A 19,642-nucleotide genomic window follows, 5' to 3' on the forward strand; every position below is an offset into this window, starting at 1 on the left:
CCCCGCCGATCCCGGCGCGGGCGGCTTCGTGCTGTCCGGGACGGTCGCAGTGTGACGCAGGCGACGTTTCTGGTCGGGTGGTGCAGCGGTGCAGAGACATCATTAGCCAGGGTAATGAGATAGACTAACGACTATGCCAGACCTCTCCCCGGGCGACGCAGCAGCCATCAGCACCCTGCGTTTTGCCGTGATGCGGCTCTCCCGTCGGCTGCGCAACCAGCGCGTCGAGGAGTCGCTGACCCCTACCGAGATGCAGGTCCTGGCGACGCTCGCCCGCTGCGGGCAGGCCACGCCGGGGGAGCTCGCGCGCAAGGAGCACGTCCAGCCGCCGTCGATGACCAGGATCATCGCGATGCTGGAGGAGAAGGGCCTGGTCCGGCGCGAGCCGCACCCGGACGACCGCCGGCAGGTGGTCGTCAGCAGTACCGAACAGGCCGAGAGCATTCTCGACCAGAGCCGTGCCAAGCGGGACGCCTGGCTCGCGGAACGGGCCTCCAGCCTCACTCCGGAGGAGTGGGCGATCCTGCGCGCCGCAGCCCCCGTCCTGGAACGGCTCGCACAACTCTGATCCACCGCTATGTACCAGGGGAACAAGCTATTGCCTGCAAAGACCGGAGCCACCACACAGCACGCACGACCCACTGACACCACCTGCCCTGGCAGCCCCGTCGGTCCCGCGACCGAGACCGACACCGCTTCCGCGCCGCTCGCCTCACCCCTCGTCGTCCCCGTCGACGACGACCCCGACGAACGCCCCGCGCCGTCCGTGGCCACCACGGCACCGGCGCACCGATCCGCCGCCGGCCCCGAGGGCAGGCGCGGCGGCAAGCGCGGCGGGATGTTCTCCGCCCTGCGGACGCGCAACTACCGCTACTTCTTCATCGGCCAGGTCGTCTCCAACTCCGGCACCTGGATCCAGCGGGTGGCGCAGGACTGGCTGGTCCTCAGCCTCACCGGCAGCGCCTTCGCGGTCGGCGTCACCACCGCCATGCAGTTCCTCCCGATGCTGCTCTTCGGGCTCTTCGGCGGAGTCCTCTCGGACCGCTTCCCCAAGCGGAAGCTGCTGATCTTCACCCAGGGCGCGATGGGCCTGCTGGCCCTCGGCCTCGCGGTGCTGACGCTCACCCATGTGATCCAGGTCTGGCACATCTACCTGTTCGCCTTCCTGCTGGGCATGATCACCGTCGTCGACAACCCCACCCGGCAGACCTTCGTGGTGGAGATGGTCGGCAAGAAGGACCTCGGCAACGCGGTCAGTCTGAACGCCGCCAACTTCCAGACCGCGCGGCTGATCGGCCCCGCCATCGCGGGTGGGCTGATGGCCTGGGTCGGCACCGGCTGGGCCTTCGCGGTCAACGCGATCTCCTTCGGGGCGGTGATCCTCGGGCTGCTCGCGATGCGTCGCTCCGAGCTGAACCCGACGCCGGTCCAGCCGCGCGAGAAGGGGCAGCTCCGCGCGGGGCTGCGGTACGTCGGCGGACGTCCCGACCTGATCTGGCCGATCGTCCTGGTCGGCTTCATCGGCACCTTCGGGTTCAACTTCGCGATCATCCTCTCGGCCTTCGCCTACTCGGTCTTCCACGTCGGCCCCGGGCTCTACGGCCTGCTCAACACGGCGATGGCGGTCGGCTCGCTGGCCGGCGCGCTGATCGCGGCCCGGCGCAGCAGGCCGCGGCTCCGGCTGTTGGTCGGCGCGGCGCTGGCCTTCGGCGTACTGGAGTCACTGGCCGGCTTCTCGCCGTCCTACTGGGTGTTCGCCGCGCTGCTGACCCTGGTGGGGATGTTCGGCCTGACGCTGAACACCGCCGCCAACTCGCTGATCCAGCTGCGTACCGACCCGGCCATGCGGGGACGGGTGATGAGCCTCTACATGATGGTCTTCGCCGGCGGGACGCCGCTGGGCGCGCCGCTGGTCGGCTGGCTCACCGAGCAGTACGGACCCAGGCTGGGGCTGGTGGTCTGCGGGCTGGTCTCGGCCGTCGCGGCCGGAGTCATCGGCCTGGTCCTGGCCCGGATCGGAAATCTGCGGCTCAGCGTGGACCTGCACCGGGGGCCGGAGCACCAGTTGCTCGCCTTCGTGCCGCGCCAGGCGCGGTCGCAGGAGCCGGTCGGAGCGCCGGTCGCGGCGCAGATGTCGGTCTCGGCCTGACGCCCTCGTCGGCGTGACGGCTCACGGGGCGGGGGTCCACGGACCCCCGCCCCTCCGTCGTACCCGATCCGGCCGTGTTGGTGCGGGCGTGCGGAACCGGGTGTCCGGCGGCGGCGGGCGTCCGGGAGAATGCCCCGGTGAGACTCTTCGCCGCAGTTCTGCCGCCCCAGTCCGCCGTCCAGGAACTGGCCGACGCGGTCCGCCCGTTGCACGCGCTGCCGCAGGCCGCGCCGCTGCGCTGGACCGCGCTGCCGACCTGGCACCTGACGCTCGCCTTCCTCGGCCAGGTCGAGGCCGAGGCCCTGCCCGAGCTGTCGGCCGGGCTGGACGCCGCCGTGGCCGAGCACTCCGCCTTCGAGCTGCGGCTGGCCGGCGCGGGCCGCTTCGGCGACCGGGCGCTCTGGGCCGGGGTCGACGGCGACACCCGCGCGCTGGGACGGCTGGCCGAGTCGGTCTCCGCCGCCGTCCGCCGGGTCGGCATCGACCTGGACGACCGCCCGTTCCAGGGGCACCTCACCCTCGCCCGCAGCAGCACGCCGCGTTCGGCCGAGTCGGCCCGCCGGCGTCCGGGCGGACCCGATCTGGCACCGCTCGCCGACGCGCTGGCCGGGTTCCGGGGCGAGCCGTGGCAGGTCGCGACCGTGCAGCTGATGCGCAGCCACCTCGGCGCCGGACCCTCGCACCACGAGCGGATCGACGGATGGCAGCTCGCCCGGGCGAGGGCGTAGCGGCAGCACCGGGGACCGGGCCGGTTCAGCGGTCGAGGGTGCCGAATCCGCCCCGGTAGAAGAGCAGCGGCCCGCTGTCGTCCCGGCCCGGCGCCAGTCCGCAGACCCGGCCGACGACGATCAGGTGGTCGCCGCCGGTGTGGACGGCGTGGATGGCGCAGTCGATCCAGGCCAGCGCCCCGGCCAGGCGCGGGGCGCCGGTGCCGGGGGCGGGGGACCAGTCGAGGCCGGCGAACTTGTCCGCGCCGGTGGAACCGCTGACCGCGAAGGCCCGGCAGAGCTCGCCCTGGTCGGCGGCGAGGACGCTGACGCTGAATGATCCGGCCCGGGCGATCTGCGGCCAGGAGGCCGAGGTCCGGGCCACGTTGAAGCTGATCAGCGGCGGGTCGAGGGAGAGCGAGGAGAAGGACTGGCAGGCGAAGCCGACCGGTCCGCCCTCCTCGGTGAGCGCGCCGACCACGGTGACCCCGGTGCAGAAGTGCCCCAGGACGCTGCGGAAGGCGCGGCTGTCGGTCACCGTGCCCGGCGCCCGTTCGTCGGGCCGGACCGAGCGCAGCGCGGCGCGCGGTCCGGGCGGTTCCTCGTCCCGGTACGGCTCCCCGGCTGCCGCCGGGCCGACCGCCCCGGTCGAGCGCAGGTAGCGGACGGCTGCCACCGCCATGCCTTCGTGGCCCATGGGTCGCCTCACAGCCTTCTCGCCGGATCCTGGACTCCAGTAAAGCTGACGGATCGTCAGATTGGAAGTGGGTGGGATTGTCCCTTGACGTGGGCGAACACCCCTTGCGTAGGGTGTGCGCACCGACCGGGGAGGGAACGTCCATGAAGGCGCAGGTCAGACGCTGGCTGGCGGCGGCGGGGATGGTCGCCGCGGCCCTGCTGCTGTTCAACTCGGCCAGCGTGATCATGTTTTGGGGCTCGGGTGGGCTGCTGACCGGCGGTGGCGGCGGCTTCGACTCACCGGCGCTCTCGCAGACGCTGTCCCTGCTCGGTACGGTCGGCATCGACTTCGGCGCCTGCCTGGCGATCCTGGCACTGTCGGTCCTGGTCAGCCGCCGGCTCCTGGGCGGACGCCGACCGGTCCTGGTGGGTGCACTGCTGACCTGCGCGGTCGGCGTGCTGCTGGAGTGGTTCACCTACAACGGCCCCGGCATGGGCATGTTGAGCCTCGTCTTCGGTATCGACCAGGTCCTCTACGCCATAGGCGTGCCGGTGATCGCCGGGGCCTGGATGCTCCGGCCGCGCCACTCGGTGGTGGCGCAGCAGCCGGTGGCGGACGGGTTCACCGGGCTCTGGGAGTCCCCCTCCGGCGTGCTGGAGCTGCACCAGGAGGGCCTGTTCACCCTGGTGCGCGCCGGCGGTGGGTCGGTCGACGGCGACTGGACGGTGCGGACCGAGCCGCGCTCCGGGCTGACCGAGCTCTCACTGTCGATCGGGGCCCCCACCGTGCTCGGCCCCGGCCGCCAGGTGACCGACCTGCTGCTGGACAGCGCCGAGGACGGCGCGATGCTGCTGGTCACCGGCGACGACGTGGTCTACAGCCGCAGGTCGGAGGAGCTGGCGGTGGAGTCGGCGGCCGGTTTCGTCGGCCGGCTGGAGGTCCTGGAGCACTGACGCGAACCGGTGCTGCGCCGCTAGCGCCCGGTGAACCCCGGGGGCCGGCGTTCGACGAAGGCCCGCACGCCCTCCCAGGCGTCCACCGTGGCCATGTTGATCTCCTGGGCGGTCGCCTCGGCCGCGAAGGCGGTGCTCCGGTCCGACTCCAGCGCGGCGTTGACCAGTTGCTTGGTCAGCGCCAGGGCGCGGGTCGGGCCCCCGGCCAGCCGCAGGGCCAGCTCCCTGGCGGTCTTCTCCAGCTCGGCCGCCGGGACCACCCGGTTGACCAGGCCCATCCGCTCCGCCGCCGCGGCCGGCACGCTGTCGCCGAGGAGCAGCAGCTCCTTGGCCCGCTGCGGGCCGACCAGCCGGGGCAGCAGGTAGGCCGCGCCGCCGTCGGGGACCAGGCCGCGCCGGACGAAGGCGGCGACGAAGGTGGCGGTGTCGGCCGCCAGCACCAGGTCGCAGGCGAGGGCCAGTGACAGCCCCACCCCCGCCGCCGTGCCGTTGACCGCCGCCAGCACCGGCTTCTCGCAGTCCAGCACCGCCGCGACCATCCGCTGGACGCCGCGCTTCAGCACCCGGGCGACGTCGCCGGCCACCCGCTCCCCGGCGGCCGCCGATCCGCGCAGGTCGGCGCCGGAGCAGAAGCCCCGTCCGGCACCGGTGAGCACCACCGCGCGGACGTCCGGGTCGGCCGAGGCCCGGTCCAGCAGGACGATCAGCTCCTCGCGCATGTCCGCGGTGACGGCGTTCAGCGTCTCCGGCCGGTTCAGGGTGATCCAGCAGACGCCGTCCTCGACCCGGTGCAGCAGCGGCTCGTTCACCGGCACACCGCCAGGGCGTCCAGGGCGACCACGCCCTTGCCGCGCTCCAGCACCATCAGCGGGTTGATGTCCAGCTCGGCCAGGTCCTCGCCGAGCTCCAGCGCCATCCGCTGGACCCGCATCACCACGTCCACCAGCGCGTCCACGTCCAGTGGCGGCCCGCCGCGCACGCCGTCCAGCAGTGGTCGGCCGCGCAGCTCGGCCAGCATGGCCCGGACGTCCGCGCAGCCGAAGGGCGGGACCCGGACCGCCGTGTCGTTGAGGACCTCGACGAACACCCCGCCGAGCCCGACGGTGACGGTCGGGCCGAAGGTGTCGTCCTGGCCGATGCCGAGCACCATCTCCACCCCGGCCTCGACCATCTGGCAGACCAGCACCCCGTCCATCCGCGCTATCCCGGCCGCGCGGGCGTTGTCCGTCAGCTCCCGGAAGGCGTCCCTGACCTGGCTGGCGGAGGTCAGCCCGACCTTCACCAGGCCGAGTTCGGTCTTGTGGGCGACCTCGGGGGCCGAGCCCTTCAGCACCACCGGGTAGCCGACCACGCTCGCCGCCCGGACCGCGCCGGCCGCGCTGGTCACCAGCTGTTCGCGCGGGACCCGGATGCCGTAGGCGCGCAGCAGCTGCTTGGCGCCGACCTCGCTGAGCTGCTGGCCCGGCCGCAGCACCCGCTGGGCCTTGGCCTTGCCGGCGCAGGCGGTGCGCGGCGCCTCGTCGAAGGGGCTGCGGTAGCCGGCGGTGAACCGGTGGTGGCCCAGGTAGGCGGCGACGGCGCGGACGCAGTTGCCGAAGGTGCGGAAGACCGCGATCCGGGAGGAGCCCAGCAGGGTCTCCCGGTAGGCGGCCTCGGTGCCGACCGGCGAGCCCCAGATCACGCAGACCAGCTTGTCGGTGCTCTCGGCCACCGCGACCAGGTCGGCCGCCAGCCGGTCGCTCATCGGTGGGAAGGGCCCGGTGATGGGGCAGATCAGCACGCCCACGGCGGGGTCGGCCAGGATCGCGTCCAGGATCTTCCGGCCGCGCCAGTCGCCCACCGGGTGGCCGCCGTTGTCGATCGGGTTGGCCACGCTCAGGTACTCCGGGATCCACTGGTGCAGTTCGTCCTGCTTGGCCCGGTCCAGCCGGGGGAGGGCCAGCCCGGCGGCGGAGGCCAGGTCGGCGAGGTGCGCCCCGGTACCGCCGGAGATCGAGTAGACCGCCACGCCCTCCGCCAGCGGCGGCCTGGCCCGGGCCAGCAGCGCCGCGGTGTCCTGGAGTTCGTCCAGTCCGTCGACCCGGATCACGCCGAACTGGCGGAAGGCGGCGTCCACCACGTCGTCCGCGCCGGTGAGCTTGCCGGTGTGGGAGGCGGCCATCCGGGCGCCCTCGCTGGTGCGGCCGACCTTGACCGCCACCACCGGCACCCCCCGGCGGGCGGCGTGGTCGGCGGCGAGCAGGAAGTTCCGCCCGTCCTTGAGCCCCTCGATATAGGCGGCGATCGCGCCGACCTCCGGCTGGTCGGCGAACCACCGGACGAAGTCGGCGACTTCGAGGTCGGCCTCGTTGCCGGTGGGGGCCCAGTGGCTGAGCCGGACGCCCAGCTCCTGGAGGGCGAAGAGCGGTCGGCCCTGGTGGCCGCTCTGGGTGATCAGCGCGATGGCGGGGCCGGTCAGGTCCTCGCGGAAGCGCTCGAAGGCATTGAGGTTGGTGTTCGGGCCGAGCAGCCGCAGCCCGGTCGGGGCCTCGGCGATCAGCCGCCCCAGCTCCCGCTGGGCCTCCGCGCCGGCCTCCCCGGTCTCGGCGAAGCCGGAGGCGAAGGCCACCGCGAACCGGACCTTGGCCTCCACCAGCTGCGGGACCACGGCGGCCGGGTCGGCCAGCAGCACCACTGCCAGGTCGATCGGCTCGCCCCCGGGCACCGGGACCGCGGCGAGGTCCGGGTAACAGGGGAGGCCGTCGACCTCGCTCCGGCCGGGGTTGACCGGGAACATCCGCGCGCCGACCCGCTCGGACCAGGCCCGGAGCTGGCGGGTGATGCCGGTGTTGGGCCGGTCGGGGGTGTCCGAGGCGCCGATGACCGCGACCGTCGCCGGCCGGAAGAAGGACTCCAGATCGACCGGGCGGGGGTGCAGTGGCCGCCCGCTGACATCGTTGTCGTCCTCCGCGTCCAGCATGGCGCAGCCTCCACTCCCACGTTATCTGACGTACCATCAGGTTACTTGCGAGGAGCTTCACTTGGAAAGAGGTCGGCGGGGCCGTGGTGGACCTCTTGCGCACGCCGTTCCGGTGCGGTCAACTGACGGGGCGTCAGGTCAGCTCCGGCCGGACGGGAGAGGGGAGGGCTCGGATGCAGGCCGTGCACAGCTACGGGCTCAGCGCCGCCCACTGGCTCGCGCTGCTCCGGATCGGCCTTGGCCTGTGGTGGCTGGAGAGCTGGCGGCACAAGGACAAGCGCGGCTGGCTGCAGCGCGGCACCGGCATCGACTGGGCCAAGGGCGTCGCCGCCAAGCACCGCTGGCCGCTGGTGCGCACCTCCTTCGACCGGGTGGTCGCCCCGCGGCCCCGGCCGATGGCGTACGTGGTGGTCTTCGCGGAGCTCGCCCTGGGCCTCGGACTGACCGTCGGGCTGCTGACCCCGGTCGCGTTGGTGGCCGGCCTGCTGCTGAACCTCCTCTACTTCGTCCTGATGATCCACGACTGGGCCGAGCAGGGACAGAACCTGATGATGGCTCTGGTCTCGCTGGTCGCCCTGCTGGCGATGAGCTGGCAGACCTGGTCGCTGGACGCCGCCTTCCACCTCTTCGGCGCCTGACGGGAGACCCGCATGCCCCCCGATCCGAACCGCCCCGCCGCACCGGCGCCGGCCGCCGTCGCCGCCGACCGTCCGGTGCCCGACGCCTTCACCCGCACCTACTGGGAGGCCGTCGCCGAGGGGCGGCTGCTGCTGCGCCGCTGTGCCGACTGCGGTGAGCCGCACCACTATCCGCGCGAGTTCTGCCCGCACTGCTGGAGCGAGGCGGTCGAGTGGGAGCAGGCCTCGGGCCGGGCCACCCTCTACGCCTGGTCCGAGGTGCGGCTGAACGACCTGGCGCCGTTCCGGGACCGGCTGCCCTACGTCGTCGCCGTGGTGGAGCTGGAGGAGGGGCCGCGGATGATGACGACGGTCGTCGACTGCCCGGTGGAGCAGCTGCGGATCGGCATGGCATTGCTTGTGAGCTTCCCCACACTTTCGAAGGACGTCCGGACGGACCTCCTTGACCCGGTCGCGCCGGTGTTCCGTCGGCCTGACCGCTGCTGATGGCCCGCCGGCCGGGAGGCCGGCCGGGCGCGGGCGTCCGGAACGCGTGACGCTTCGCCCGGGAACCACAGCGGACGTTCCTGGGCGAGGGCGGTTCCTGGGGGTAGCGTGACACGTGGTGACGGCCGTACCGAGGGGAACGGCCCGGGACGAGGCGGGAGGACCGCAGACCACGAATCCCGCCCGCGCCCGGCGGGCCCGTCCAGTCACGCGCCACCCCATTGCGAGGACCCGTACATGTCGAGCCACTCCCGTTCTGCCAGCTCCCGCCGTTCCGGACGGGAGCAGCAGCGGCAGCCCGACGCTGCCGCCGGGGGCTACGGCGCCCCCGCCGCCGAGAACGGCGAGGGGTACGGCGACGGATACGGAGCGGGCTACACCGACACGTACGGTGACCGCCGGCGACCGGCCGCGACGGCCACCGCGGTGCCGGGCCCCAGCCGCAGCCAGGCCCGGGCCGCCGCCCGTGCCCGCAGCCGCCGCAGGCGCCGGGTCCGCAACGGCTTCCTCGGCGTCGGCTCCGTCGCGGCGCTGACCGTGATGGCCGTGGCCGGTCTGCTGCCTGCGCACAGCGCCACCACCAGGCCGAGCGTCGACGCGGCCACCGTCCCCAGCACCCCGGTGAAGGCGGCCCCGACCGTCCGGGCGGCCGCGCCGGTCGCGGAGATCGAGCAGCTCCCCGGCCTCGGCCCCGCCTTCCTGGCCAAGGTCCCGGCCAATGCCGACCAGGTGCTGCTGGTGACCGGCAAGGCGAAGAACGCCAACACCGACACCGTCGTCCTCTACACCCGGGCCGCCGCGGGCGCCCCCTGGGTCGCGGGGGCCACCTGGGCCGCCCACAACGCCCTCGACGGGTGGACCACCGACCACCACGCGGGCGACCTGCACAGCCCGATCGGGGTCTTCAGCCTCACCGACGCGGGCGGCCTCAACAGCAACCCGGGCACCAGGCTCCCCTACGACCACTCCCAGGAGTTCAAGGCGCCGGGCACCGGCTTCGAGGGCGAGTCGCTGGCGGACGCGTTCAACTACGTGGTGGCGATCAACTACAACCACGTACCCGGGACTTCGCCGCTCTCGCCGCAGCGCCCGATGGGCGCCGGCAAGGGCGGCGGCATCTGGGTCCACGTCGACCACGGGGGCCCGACGCACGGCTGCATAAGCCTTCCGCAGGCGGACATGGTGACCCTGCTGAAGTCGCTCGATCCGACAAAGCACCCGGTCATCGTCATGGGCGACGCCGCGTCGCTCGCCGCCTGACCCCTGCCCGACCTGCTGCCCGGCCCGCGTCGAGGTGAGAATCTGCTGAGGGGAGGCCCGGCGCGCCGGGTAAGGCCCATGTCCGGACCGGCGGTTGTCCGGCCCCTACAGCAACACTCCCCGGAAACTGTCCCTGGTGGTGCCCCTGGACCGGCCGGTAACCGGCTTGAGTGGAGACATGACTGGTTCCCGCATCGTCGCGCTCGGCCACTACCAGCCGCCCAAGGTGCTCACCAACCACGACCTGGCGCAGCTGGTCGAGACCGACGACGAGTGGATCCGCAGCCGGGTCGGCATCCGTACCCGGCACATCGCCGAGGGCGAGAGCGTCGCCGACCTGGCCTTCCGCGCGGCCGAGAAGGCCGTCGCGGCCAGTGGCTTCGACGCGTCCTCGATCGACCTGGTCGTCGTCGCCACCTGCACCGCGATCGACCGGAGCCCCAACACCGCCGCGCAGGTCGCCGCGCGGCTCGGCATCGCCGCCCCGGCCGCCTACGACATCAACACCGTCTGCTCGGGCTTCTCCTACGCCCTGGCCACCGCCGACCACGCGATCCGCGCCGGTGCGGCGACCCGGGCCCTGGTCATCGGCGCGGAGAAGATGACCGACGTCCTGGACTGGACCGACCGCACCACCTGCGTGATCTTCGGCGACGGCGCCGGCGCGGCCGTGATCGAAGGGGTCGGCGAGGGCGAGGAGCCCGGTATCTACCCGGTGGTCTGGGGCTCGGATCCGTCCAAGGGCGACGCCGTCCGGATCGACGGCTGGGACCCGACCATCAGCCAGGCGGGCCAGACCGTCTTCCGCTGGGCCACCACCCAGATCGCCCCACTCGCGCTGCGGGCCTGCGAGAAGGCCGGGATCCAGCCCTCCGAGCTCGGCGGCTTCGTCCCGCACCAGGCCAATCTGCGCATCATCGACGCCATCGCGGCCAAGATCGGCGCCCCGAACGCGGTCGTCGCCCGCGACGTCGTGGACTCGGGCAACACCTCGGCCGCGTCCATCCCGCTGGCGCTCTCCAAGCTGGTGGAACGCGGTGAGCTGCGCTCCGGCGCGGCGGTACTGCTGCTCGGCTTCGGCGGCGGCCTCGCCTACGCCGGCCAGGTCGTCCGCTGCCCGTAGTCCGCTGCCCGTAGTCCGTAGCCCGTAGCCCGTAGCCGGTAGCCGGTAGTCCGTAGCCGGTAGGGTCAGCGCGGGGAGCGGGACAGGATCATCGTGCCGGACGAGCAGAACCAGCCGCCGACACCGCTGACCAGGGCGAGTTCCGGCAGGCTCGGAGCCGCGCTGCGGCGCGCGTCGCGACGGCGGACCTGGCGGGCCGGGGCGGAGCCGGCGTAGTCGCCCCGGAGCTGGCGGACCGCCTCGGTGATCAGGAAGAGTCCGCGCATCCCCGGATGGCAGGCGGAGAGGCCGCCGCCGTCGGTGTTCACCGGCAGTGCGCCGTCGCGCAGCAGTCGCCCGTACTTGGCGTCGACGAACGGCCCGCCCTCGCCCTTGGCGCAGAAGCCCAGGTCCTCCAGCAGGACCAGCGGCATGTAGCTGAAGGCGTCGTAGACCTGCGCCAGGTCGATGTCGGAGGGGGAGACGCCGGCCCGCCGGAAGGCCAGTCGGCCGGAGACCGCGGCGGGGGAGACGGTGAAGTCCTCCCACTCGGACATCAGGCTGTGGCTGAGGTACTCGCCGGTGCCGAGGACCCAGACCGGGTCGTGCCGGATGTCCGGGACGTAGTCCTCGGCGGCGAGCAGCACCGCGCAGCCGCCGTCGGAGCGGATGCAGCAGTGCAGCTTGGTGAAGGGCGAGGCGAGCACCGGTCCGCCGAGGACGTCGTCGACGGTGATCGGGTCCCGGTACATGGCCTCCGGGTTGGCGGCGGCGTTGGCCCGGGCCTGGACCGCGACGCCGGCCAGCTGCTCCGGCGTGGTGCCGTACTCGTGCATGTGGCGGCGGGCGGCCATGGCGTACTTGGCGATCAGGGTGGCCCCGTACGGGGCCTCGAACTGCTGCGGGCCGGTGGCGCCGAGGGCTATCCCGGCGCTGCGGCGGCCGGCCTTGAGGTCGGCGCGGGCGGTCGAGCCGTAGACCAGCAGCACGGCCTCGGCATGGCCGGCCGCGATCGCGTCGACGGCGTGGGCGGCCATCACCTCCCAGGTGGAGCCGCCGACCGAGGTCGAGTCGGCCCACCTGGGCCGCAGCCCCAGGTACTCGGCGACCTCGACCGGGGCCAGCAGGCCGAGTCCGGCCGAGGCGACGCCGTCCACGACCGAGCGCGGCAGTCCGGAGTCGGCGAGGGCGCGCCGGGCCGCCTGGGCGTGCAGCTGGAACGCGGTCAGGTCGTCGACGCGTCCGCAGTCGGAATGGGCGACGCCGACCACCGCCACCCGGCGGCGGCGCGCGGAGTCCTGCGGGACCGGTGCGTGGAGAGTCGGTGCGGGCACGGGGCTGCTCCCTCGGGACGGCGCGGGCGGCTCGGGTCGGCTGCGTCGGCGGCTGCGGCACAACAAATCTGACGGTACATCAGATTTGCCGGGCTGTGCCCCTGTGCCCGCGGCACTCCTGCTTCTAGGATGACGGTCCGTCAGGCCGTGTGCGACAGAGGACGACTGGAGGCGCTATGGATCCCGCGCTCACCCCGGAACAGGAGGCCGTCCGCCGCACTCTGCGCGAGGCGCTGGCCAAGGGCTGCGCCCCGGATGAGGTCCGGGCCGCTGCCGCGGGCGCGGCCGGGTACGACGCCGAGCTGTGGCACCGGCTCGCCGAGCAGCCGGGGCTGCCCGGCATCGCCCTGCCCGCCGAGTACGGCGGCGCCGGCCTCGGCCCGATCGAGCTCGCCCTGGCCTGCGCCGAGGCCGGCCGGGTGCTGCTGCCCTCGCCGCTGCTCGCCTCCTCGGTGCTGGCCGCCGAGGCGGTGCTGGCCCTGGGTAACCCGGCACAGCGCGAGGAACTGCTGCCCGCCCTCGCCGCCGGCCGCCGGACCGCCGCCCTGGTCCTGCCCGCGCCCTTCCCCGACGGACGCCCGGCCGGCGGCGGCCGGGCCGGCGGGATGCAGGCCGTGCCGAAGGCGGACGGCTGGCTGCTCTACGGCGGGGCCGAGCCGGTCCTGGACGGGGCCCGCGCCGACCTGTTGCTGGTCGCCGCCCACACCGGTGGCTTCCCGCGCAGCCGGACGGTGCTGTTCGCGGTCGACGGGGACGCGCCCGGGGTCACCCGCAGCCGCCGCGCCTCGCTCGACGAGACCCGGTCCCTGGCCCGGGTGGAACTGCGCGACGCGACCGGCGTCCCGCTGGGCGACCCCGCCCGCGACGCCGGTCCGGCGCTGGCCCGCACCGGGACGGCGGCGGCCCTCGCCGTCGCCGCCGAGGCGCTGGGCGCCGCCGAGCAGTGCCTGGCCAGGACGGTCGAGTACGTCCAGGTGCGGGAGCAGTTCGGTCGGCCGGTCGGTTCCTTCCAGGCCGTCAAGCACCTGCTGGCGGACGTCCACGTCGGCGTGGAGGCGGCCCGCTCGGCCGTGTACTACGCGGCCTGGGCGCTCGATGGCGTGGGCTTCGCCGCCGACGGGGCCGCCGCCGAGGTGCTGCTGGCCCTCGCCCAGGCGATGGAGAGCCTCCACTCGGCCGCCGCCGTGGCGATCCAGCTGCACGGCGGGATCGCCATCACCTGGGAGCACGACGCCCACCTCTACTACAAGCGAGGCGTCGCCGACGAGCTGCTCTTCGGCGCCCCGTACCTGCTGCGCGCCCGCGCGGCGGAGCACGCCGGGCTGTTCCCCCCGACCGCACGCCCGGCGTGAGGACCCCCGACCCCCTGGCCCCTGTCCGAACCCCTCGACCCGCCCGGAGCACCGACATGGAGACCGCCGCACCGCCCCCGTCCGGCCCCGAATCCGCTCCCGAACCCGCTCCTGGATCCGCTTCCGCCGCCCCGCCCGCCGCCCGCCCGCCGCCCCGCCCGCCGCCCCGCCCGCCGCCCCGCCCGCCGCCCCGCCCGCCGCTCCGCGTCGGCCGCGTTCGCGGCAGGAGGCCATGGTCCAGAAGCTCTCGTCCACGGCGACCTTCGCCCGGATCGCCCCGCGCCTGCTGCCCAGGGTCGACCGATTAGTCCATCGGCTGACCGGTGGCAAGGTGATGATCAGCCAATACATGCTGCCGTCGCTGTTCCTGACGACGACCGGACGCCGCAGCGGGGAGCCCCGGGTGACCCCGCTGGCCTGCCTGCCCGAGCCGGGCGGCGGCTTCCTGGTCATCGGCAGCAACTTCGGCCAGGTCAGCCATCCCGCCTGGACCGCCAATCTGCTGGCGGAGCCACGGGCCTCGGTCGAGCACCGGGGGCGGACGACAGCGGTCACGGCCCGGCTGCTGGAGGACCCGGTGGGTCCGGGCACCGGGGACGGGGCCGCCGACGGGAGCGCTGCCGGCGGTGGCGAGCGCGCGCAGGCGTGGGCGGCGCTGCTGCGGATGTGGCCGCCGTACGCCGCCTACCAGGCCCGGGTCGACCGCCGACTGCGGATCTTCCGCCTGGTGCCGACCGTGGAGGCGGCACCGGAGGAGGCGGCTGGCCCGGCGACCGCAGCGGGGACGTAGCGGGGGCTCGGCGGCGACTTGGCGGAGGGGGCGGGCGCAGCCGTCGGACGGCGCTCGGGTGGCCGAACGCGCCTGGCGCGCTGCTCCGAACGGGTGAGCTGGGCGCGGGCCGCCGAGGTGGCCGGGGCCGGCCGGGGTCGGCCGCAGCGGCCGCGGACATGGGAAGGGCGGCCCTCCCGGTAGGGAGAGCCGCCCTTGGCGGACGTGGGTGCGACAGTCGAACCGGCGTACCTCCCCCGAGGCGCAGCCGGTTCCTCGGCCCGGTCGGACAGGCGACCGGGGTCGCGGCCCAGGACGGTACCGCGGAGGACTGCTACTTCGGCGGCTTCTTGCCGGTCATGCCCAGGTAGACCAGGAGCGCCAGGCTCGGCTTGAGCTCCTTCGCCTTGACGCCCCAGGAGTCGAAGCCCTTCTGGTGCTCGGCGACGGCGGCCAGCATGGCCACCAGCGAACCGGCCACGGCCGCGGCGTTCACCGAGGCGTCAGCCTTGTTCGCGGCCTGGAGGGCCTTGAGGGAGTCGGTGAGTGAGTTGGTCACCGCATTGAGGATTTTCATGCGGATCTTGAAGAACCGCTTGTCTCCTTCTGCCGAGCCCAACGTCACCACGCGCAGGATGGCCTCGTTGTCGCGCCAGAACGTGAGGAAGCCGTCAACCAGCTCCTCTGCCGTCTGGTAGCCGGTCTTTCCGGCCCACGACTTGTCGGCGACCAGGTCCTTGAGACCGGCGCCTTCCCTGGCCATACTGTCCGCGATTTCGAGGACAGCGCCCTCGACGTCGGGGAAGTACTGGTAGAACGTTGCGGGGGAGGTACCCGCCATCCGGGCTACGTCGATGACCTTGACGTCCCGGTAGGGCGATGTGCTGAGCATCTCGCTAAGGCATTCGAGCAGCTTCTGCCGCGTCGCCTGCCCGCGTCGCCCGGCGACACGCCCGTCGACGGTGCGAACTTGTCCTGTCATGCCGTCAGTTTACCGTGGCAAGATCCGCGCGCTATCCGGCAGTGTGCCGAATAGTCCGTCAGGCTGACGGGGCGCCGGACGCCAGGCCTGCGGAACGGTCCGGCGCGGGGCCCTCAGGGGCATCGGATCCGAGCCATTCCGCCCGCGTCAGCGGCAGTCCGCTGCGCCCCCGCTGGGTCGGCCTGACCGCCAGCACCTGGTTCACGCCGATGCGGTTCTCCTCGAAGGCGAGGGCCGAGGCGGCCATGTAGAGGCGCCAGACCCGGGCCCGGCCGGGGGAGCTCAGGGTGACCGCCCGGTCCCACTCCGCCTGCAGGTTGGCGACCCAGGCCCGCAGCGTCAGGGCGTAGTGCTCACGCAGCGATTCGACGTCCCGGATCTCGAACCCGGACTGCTCCAGCAGGCCCACGGTCACGCTGACCGGCGCCAGATCACCGTCCGGGAAAACGTACGAGGTGATGAAGGGACTGGTCCGGTAGGGCTCGCCGGGAAGGTTGGGACGACGGGCGATCTGATGGTTCAGCAGCCGTCCGCCCGGGGCGAGCAGCCCGTGGAGGAGGGTGGCGTAGGTCCGGAACTGCTCGGAGCCGACGTGCTCGGCCATCCCGACGCTGGAGATCGCGTCGTACGGGCCGTCAGCGACGTCGCGGTAGTCCTGCAGTCGGATCGTCAGCTTCTCCGAGAGCCCGGCTTCGGCGATCCGCTCCCGGGCGCCGCGCGCCTGCTCCTCGGAGAGGGTGACCCCGGTCCCGGTGACCCCGTAGTGCTGCGCGGCGTGCAGCAGCAGCTGGCCCCAGCCGCAGCCCACGTCCAGCAGCCGCATCCCCGGCCGCAGGCCGAGCTTGCGGCAGATCAGGTCGATCTTGGCGGTCTGGGCCTGCTCCAGGGTGGCCGCGCCCGGTGTCCAGTAGGCGCAGGAGTAGACCATGGAGGGACCGAGGACCAGCCGGTAGAAGTCGTTGCCGACGTCGTAGTGGTGGCTGATGGCCCGGCGGTCCCGGCTCCGCGAGTGCCGGCTGCCCGAGAGCCGCTGGACCTCCTCCGGCGGCAGCGGCGGACGCGGGCCGAGCACGCCCAGGCCCAGGGCGGCGGCCAGCAGCCGTCGGCCCTGCGGGCCGAGCAGCTCCCGCGTGCTCGGGCGCAGCGACGGAGCCTGCGTTCGCTCGACCAGCCGGGCCAGGGTCTCCAGCAGGTCGTAGAGGTCGCTCTCGGGGTCCAGGTCGAGGTCGCCGGAGACGTAGGCGCGGGCCAGACCCAGCTCGTCCGGCCGCCACAGCAGGTGCCGCAGCGCCCGCCGGTTGCGCAGGACCAGCACCGGGGCGCCGGCCGGTCCCGACTCGGACCCGTCCCAGGCCCGGATCCGCAGCGGCAGCTCGGCGCCGACCAGCTCAGCGAGGACCGGGGACAGCCGCTCCGCCACGCCGACCATGTGCCGCCTCCGCTCCGCTCGCCACCGACAGTGCTCCGACCGTGCTGCTCAGTAGTGCTGGGACAGGCCGGAACCGTTGAGACATGCCAGAGCGTCAATCTAACGCTCCGGCACCGATTCGTGGATCAACGGCGCGGGATGGCCAAAACTCGGTCCCCCGCATGGCCTACTGGTGGACGGGCCTGTGCCGGGACACTTCGGTGGAACGATTCCGGAGGGCTGGTTGGCCCCGGCGAGGGTCGGCATTGGACAATCGACTCCGGAAGCGGCACGACGGGGAGCACTCACACGGGGAGGTGGCTGAGCACGTGGACCAGCTGACGGCACACGATCCAAGGCGGATCGGGCCTTTCGAGGTGCTCGGACGCCTTGGCGCGGGCGGTATGGGACTGGTCTACCTCGGCCGCTCCTCCTCCGGCCGCAGGGTCGCGATCAAGACCGTCCGCGGCGAACTGGCGGAGGACCAGCTCTTCCGGGTCCGTTTCGCCCGTGAGATCTCCGCCGCCCGCACCGTCAGCGGCTTCTACACCGCTGCCGTCGTGGACGCCGACGCCGACGCCCCCGTGCCCTGGCTCGCCACCGCCTACATCCCGGCGCCCTCGCTGGAGGACCTGGTCGCCGAGTGCGGCCCGCTGCCGCCCGGGGCCTCGCGCTGGCTGATCGCCGGCATCGCCGAGGCCCTCCAGTCGATCCACGCCGCCGGGCTGGTCCACCGCGACCTCAAGCCCTCCAATGTGCTGGTCACCGAGGACGGGCCGCGGGTGATCGACTTCGGTATCGCCGCCGGGGTCTCCCACACCCGGCTGACCATGACCAACGTCGCCGTCGGCACCCCCGCCTACATGTCGCCCGAGCAGGCCAGGGACAGCCGCAGCGTGACCGGGGCCAGCGACGTCTTCTCGCTCGGCTCGCTGCTGGTCTTCGCGGCGACCGGGCATGCGCCGTACCACGGGGTGAACCCGGTGGAGACGGTGTTCATGCTGCTCCGCGAGGCCCCCGACCTGTCCGGGCTGCCGCCGGAGCTGGCCCCGCTGGTCAAGGCGTGCATGCGACCCGCCGCGGAGCGGCGGCCGACCCCGGCCCAGATCCAGGAGGAGCTGGCGCCGCACCTGTACGCCAGCGGTGCGGGCGAGGACGACGACTCACGGGACTGGCTGCCACCGGTGGCCCTCGACCTGATCGACCGTCGGCGCGGCCGCCGCGGCGGATCCGTGTCGGCCGGTTCCGTGCAGGCCGGGGCCGTACCGGCCGGTGCGCCGGGGCCGCAGGCCGGTCCCGGGGTTCCGGCACTGCCGCAGGCCGCCCCGCAGCCGGTCCAGCCGCCGCTGCAGGGAGTCCAGCAGCAGGGCGCCCAGCAGGGCATCCCGCACCAGCACGGCGCGCCCCAGGTCTCGGGGACGGTCCCCACCCATGTCGCGGCCTCCGCCCCCTCGGGGCTGGATCCCCGCACCGGCGTCGGCCCGCTCCCCGCGCCGGCCGGACCGGTGGCGCCGCTGGTGGAGCGCGCCGTCGGCGGACGCCGGCACGCGGCCGGGCCGCAGCCGGAGCCGCCGCTGCCGACCGCGCCCACCCCGGTGGTCCAGCTGGTCGGCAACGCGGTCCCGATCGGCCCCGGGGTCCGGGCCGCCGACACGGTGGCCCCGACCCACGGCGCGGAGCAGGTGCCGCCGCCCGGCACGGACTGGGTGCGCCGCACCCCTCAGGCGCCGCAGCCCGCCGCCGCCACCTCCGCCCGCTGGCGTCCCTGGCGGTTCCGGATGTCCAACGACGTCTGGGGCACCCCGCAGGTCAGCGATGGCGTGCTGTTCATCACCAGCTTCGAGGTGCACGCGCTCGACATCGCCACCGGCCGCCGCCGCTTCAAGACCCGGGACGTCGCCTGGGCGGTCTCGGTCGCCGACGGCCGGGTCCACGCCGCCGACGGACCGCACCTGTTCACACTGAACTCGGCCGACGGCGCCGAGCGCTGGCGGACCACCCTGGACGGCTGGACCTACTCGCTGGACACCGGCGGCGGCGCGGTCGTGGCCGGCACCAGGGGCGGCGGGGTGCAGGTGCACTCCGCCATCGACGGCAGTGAGATGTGGCAGGTCAAGGACGCCCAGCAGGAGTACGAGAACCAGTTGGCCGGGCCGTGCGTGCTGGGCGACTCGGTCTACTACTACGGCGGCGGCCGGCTGCGGGCGCTCGACCTGACGACGGGTCTGCCGCGCTGGTCCTTCCCGGTCGGCGAGGACGTGCCCTCGCACCCGGTGCTGCGGCAGGGCGTGCTGCACCTCACCTCGGGCACCCGGGTGCTGGCGCTGGACGAGGCCAGCGGCGAGCAGCGCTGGCGCTACGACGCGCCGGTGGTGCTGTTCACCCCGCCGACCCCGGACGACCGGGGGACGCTCTTCGTCGCGGACTACGTGGGTACGGTCCTGGCGCTGGACGCAGCGAGCGGCGCGCTGCGCTGGCAGGCCCGCACCGGCGGCCGCCAGGGCGCGGACCCGGTGCTGGCGGTCGACGGGTCGGTGCTGGTGGGCAGCGGCGACACGGTCTACGCCTTCGACGCGGCCAACGGCGACGAGCGCTGGCGGTACACCGCCAGGGGCGAGCTGACCGGCGCCCCGGCGGCGGCCGACGGCCTGGTGCACCTGGGCAGCCGGGACCACTCGCTGCACACCCTGGACCTGGCCACCGGGCGGCTGCGCTGGAAGCTGGACACCGGCGGCGAGATCACCGGCTCGCCGGTGGCCTTCGAGGGCCGGGTCTTCGCCTGCAGCAAGGACCGCTGCGTCTACGCGCTGGACGCGGCCCGGGGCACGGCGACCTCCCGCGACTGACTCGTCCTCCCGCGCGGT

The 19,642-nt window shown here is 73.8% G+C and carries 17 protein-coding genes; 11 read left to right on the forward strand and 6 right to left on the reverse strand.

From position 1 onward, the window contains the following. The first annotated feature begins 133 nt into the window (after positions 1-133). The 3 genes from BS75_RS23785 to thpR all read left to right on the forward strand — a co-directional run bounded on the left by BS75_RS23785 (position 134) and on the right by thpR (position 2,877). Positions 134-568 carry a MarR family winged helix-turn-helix transcriptional regulator gene (locus BS75_RS23785; protein ID WP_034089703.1) on the forward strand — a complete coding sequence of 145 codons (435 nt, stop codon included), beginning with the start codon at positions 134-136 and terminating at the stop codon, positions 566-568. A gap of 270 nt (positions 569-838) precedes the next feature. Then, positions 839-2,149, forward strand: coding sequence for an MFS transporter (locus BS75_RS23790; RefSeq protein WP_042440676.1), 1,311 nt, complete (start codon positions 839-841; stop codon positions 2,147-2,149). 137 nt (positions 2,150-2,286) lie between these two features. Next, positions 2,287-2,877: an RNA 2',3'-cyclic phosphodiesterase gene (gene thpR, locus BS75_RS23795; protein ID WP_034089704.1), complete on the forward strand. Its 591-nt coding sequence runs from the start codon at positions 2,287-2,289 to the stop codon at positions 2,875-2,877. A 25-nt stretch (positions 2,878-2,902) separates the two neighbouring features. Here thpR and BS75_RS23800 read toward each other — a convergent pair whose 3' ends face one another. Then, positions 2,903-3,553, reverse strand: coding sequence for a flavin reductase family protein (locus tag BS75_RS23800; RefSeq protein ID WP_231607878.1), 651 nt, complete (start codon positions 3,551-3,553; stop codon positions 2,903-2,905). 143 nt (positions 3,554-3,696) lie between these two features. On the opposite strand from BS75_RS23800, the gene BS75_RS23805 reads away from it, so the two are divergent. After that, positions 3,697-4,488: a hypothetical protein gene (locus BS75_RS23805; protein WP_034089705.1), complete on the forward strand. Its 792-nt coding sequence runs from the start codon at positions 3,697-3,699 to the stop codon at positions 4,486-4,488. 20 nt (positions 4,489-4,508) lie between these two features. Here the strand turns inward: BS75_RS23805 and BS75_RS50555 are convergent, their stop codons facing one another. Together BS75_RS50555 and BS75_RS23815 are read right to left on the reverse strand one after the other, a co-directional pair. Then, positions 4,509-5,303, reverse strand: a complete 795-nt coding sequence (locus BS75_RS50555) for an enoyl-CoA hydratase/isomerase family protein (RefSeq protein WP_034089706.1) — start codon at positions 5,301-5,303, stop codon at positions 4,509-4,511. Continuing rightward, positions 5,294-7,447, reverse strand: a complete 2,154-nt coding sequence (locus tag BS75_RS23815) for an acetate--CoA ligase family protein (protein ID WP_034089707.1) — start codon at positions 7,445-7,447, stop codon at positions 5,294-5,296. Before BS75_RS23815 ends, BS75_RS50555 begins: the two co-directional genes overlap by 10 nt. A 173-nt stretch (positions 7,448-7,620) precedes the next feature. Here BS75_RS23815 and BS75_RS23820 point away from each other — a divergent pair, with 173 nt between their 5' ends. From BS75_RS23820 to BS75_RS23835, 4 genes are all read left to right on the forward strand, one after another. Then, positions 7,621-8,085 (forward strand): DoxX family protein, encoded by a 465-nt coding sequence (locus BS75_RS23820; RefSeq protein WP_408022551.1) that lies wholly within the window; start codon positions 7,621-7,623, stop codon positions 8,083-8,085. Between the two features lie 12 nt (positions 8,086-8,097). Then, complete coding sequence (locus BS75_RS23825; protein WP_081982544.1) at positions 8,098-8,571, forward strand: Zn-ribbon domain-containing OB-fold protein; 474 nt, start codon at positions 8,098-8,100, stop codon at positions 8,569-8,571. Positions 8,572-8,808: 237 nt separating this feature from the next. Then, positions 8,809-9,831 carry a L,D-transpeptidase family protein gene (locus BS75_RS23830; RefSeq protein ID WP_408022552.1) on the forward strand — a complete coding sequence of 341 codons (1,023 nt, stop codon included), beginning with the start codon at positions 8,809-8,811 and terminating at the stop codon, positions 9,829-9,831. 178 nt (positions 9,832-10,009) lie between these two features. Next, positions 10,010-10,954, forward strand: a complete 945-nt coding sequence (locus tag BS75_RS23835; protein ID WP_034089708.1) for a beta-ketoacyl-ACP synthase III — start codon at positions 10,010-10,012, stop codon at positions 10,952-10,954. Between the two features lie 65 nt (positions 10,955-11,019). On the opposite strand, the gene BS75_RS23840 is transcribed toward BS75_RS23835, so the two are convergent. Beyond that, positions 11,020-12,267, reverse strand: a complete 1,248-nt coding sequence (locus tag BS75_RS23840; protein ID WP_042440671.1) for a thiolase C-terminal domain-containing protein — start codon at positions 12,265-12,267, stop codon at positions 11,020-11,022. A gap of 176 nt (positions 12,268-12,443) precedes the next feature. Between BS75_RS23840 and BS75_RS23845 the strand changes: the two genes are divergently transcribed. Beyond that, positions 12,444-13,619 carry an acyl-CoA dehydrogenase family protein gene (locus tag BS75_RS23845; RefSeq protein WP_034089709.1) on the forward strand — a complete coding sequence of 392 codons (1,176 nt, stop codon included), beginning with the start codon at positions 12,444-12,446 and terminating at the stop codon, positions 13,617-13,619. Positions 13,620-13,851: 232 nt separating this feature from the next. After that, positions 13,852-14,409, forward strand: coding sequence for a nitroreductase family deazaflavin-dependent oxidoreductase (locus BS75_RS23850; RefSeq protein WP_042439956.1), 558 nt, complete (start codon positions 13,852-13,854; stop codon positions 14,407-14,409). Positions 14,410-14,722: 313 nt separating this feature from the next. Here BS75_RS23850 and BS75_RS23855 read toward each other — a convergent pair whose 3' ends face one another. Further along, positions 14,723-15,370 carry a TetR family transcriptional regulator gene (locus tag BS75_RS23855; protein WP_034089710.1) on the reverse strand — a complete coding sequence of 216 codons (648 nt, stop codon included), beginning with the start codon at positions 15,368-15,370 and terminating at the stop codon, positions 14,723-14,725. 58 nt (positions 15,371-15,428) lie between these two features. Continuing rightward, a complete protein-coding gene (locus tag BS75_RS23860; RefSeq protein WP_042439957.1) occupies positions 15,429-16,799 on the reverse strand; it encodes an SAM-dependent methyltransferase in 1,371 nt (456 codons plus the stop codon). Between the two features lie 296 nt (positions 16,800-17,095). Here BS75_RS23860 and BS75_RS23865 point away from each other — a divergent pair, with 296 nt between their 5' ends. Beyond that, complete coding sequence (locus BS75_RS23865) at positions 17,096-19,624, forward strand: outer membrane protein assembly factor BamB family protein (RefSeq protein ID WP_231607879.1); 2,529 nt, start codon at positions 17,096-17,098, stop codon at positions 19,622-19,624. Positions 19,625-19,642: the final 18 nt, after the last annotated feature.

It is taken from the genome of Streptacidiphilus albus JL83, assembly GCF_000744705.1.
GTDB classification, from domain to species: Bacteria; Actinomycetota; Actinomycetes; order Streptomycetales; family Streptomycetaceae; genus Streptacidiphilus; species Streptacidiphilus albus.

What these genes read in the sequence shown, in the direction of transcription:
- BS75_RS23785 (WP_034089703.1), top strand. Translation starts at nt 134, where the DNA reads ATGCCAGACCTCTCCCCGGGCGACGCAGCAGCCATCAGCACCCTGCGT.
- BS75_RS23790 (WP_042440676.1), top strand. Translation starts at nt 839, where the DNA reads ATGTTCTCCGCCCTGCGGACGCGCAACTACCGCTACTTCTTCATCGGC.
- BS75_RS23800 (WP_231607878.1), bottom strand. Translation starts at nt 3,553, where the DNA reads ATGGGCCACGAAGGCATGGCGGTGGCAGCCGTCCGCTACCTGCGCTCG.
- BS75_RS23805 (WP_034089705.1), top strand. Translation starts at nt 3,697, where the DNA reads ATGAAGGCGCAGGTCAGACGCTGGCTGGCGGCGGCGGGGATGGTCGCC.
- BS75_RS23815 (WP_034089707.1), bottom strand. Translation starts at nt 7,447, where the DNA reads ATGCTGGACGCGGAGGACGACAACGATGTCAGCGGGCGGCCACTGCAC.
- BS75_RS23820 (WP_408022551.1), top strand. Translation starts at nt 7,621, where the DNA reads ATGCAGGCCGTGCACAGCTACGGGCTCAGCGCCGCCCACTGGCTCGCG.
- BS75_RS23825 (WP_081982544.1), top strand. Translation starts at nt 8,098, where the DNA reads ATGCCCCCCGATCCGAACCGCCCCGCCGCACCGGCGCCGGCCGCCGTC.
- BS75_RS23830 (WP_408022552.1), top strand. Translation starts at nt 8,809, where the DNA reads ATGTCGAGCCACTCCCGTTCTGCCAGCTCCCGCCGTTCCGGACGGGAG.
- BS75_RS23835 (WP_034089708.1), top strand. Translation starts at nt 10,010, where the DNA reads ATGACTGGTTCCCGCATCGTCGCGCTCGGCCACTACCAGCCGCCCAAG.
- BS75_RS23845 (WP_034089709.1), top strand. Translation starts at nt 12,444, where the DNA reads ATGGATCCCGCGCTCACCCCGGAACAGGAGGCCGTCCGCCGCACTCTG.
- BS75_RS23850 (WP_042439956.1), top strand. Translation starts at nt 13,852, where the DNA reads ATGGTCCAGAAGCTCTCGTCCACGGCGACCTTCGCCCGGATCGCCCCG.
- BS75_RS23855 (WP_034089710.1), bottom strand. Translation starts at nt 15,370, where the DNA reads ATGACAGGACAAGTTCGCACCGTCGACGGGCGTGTCGCCGGGCGACGC.
- BS75_RS23860 (WP_042439957.1), bottom strand. Translation starts at nt 16,799, where the DNA reads ATGGTCGGCGTGGCGGAGCGGCTGTCCCCGGTCCTCGCTGAGCTGGTC.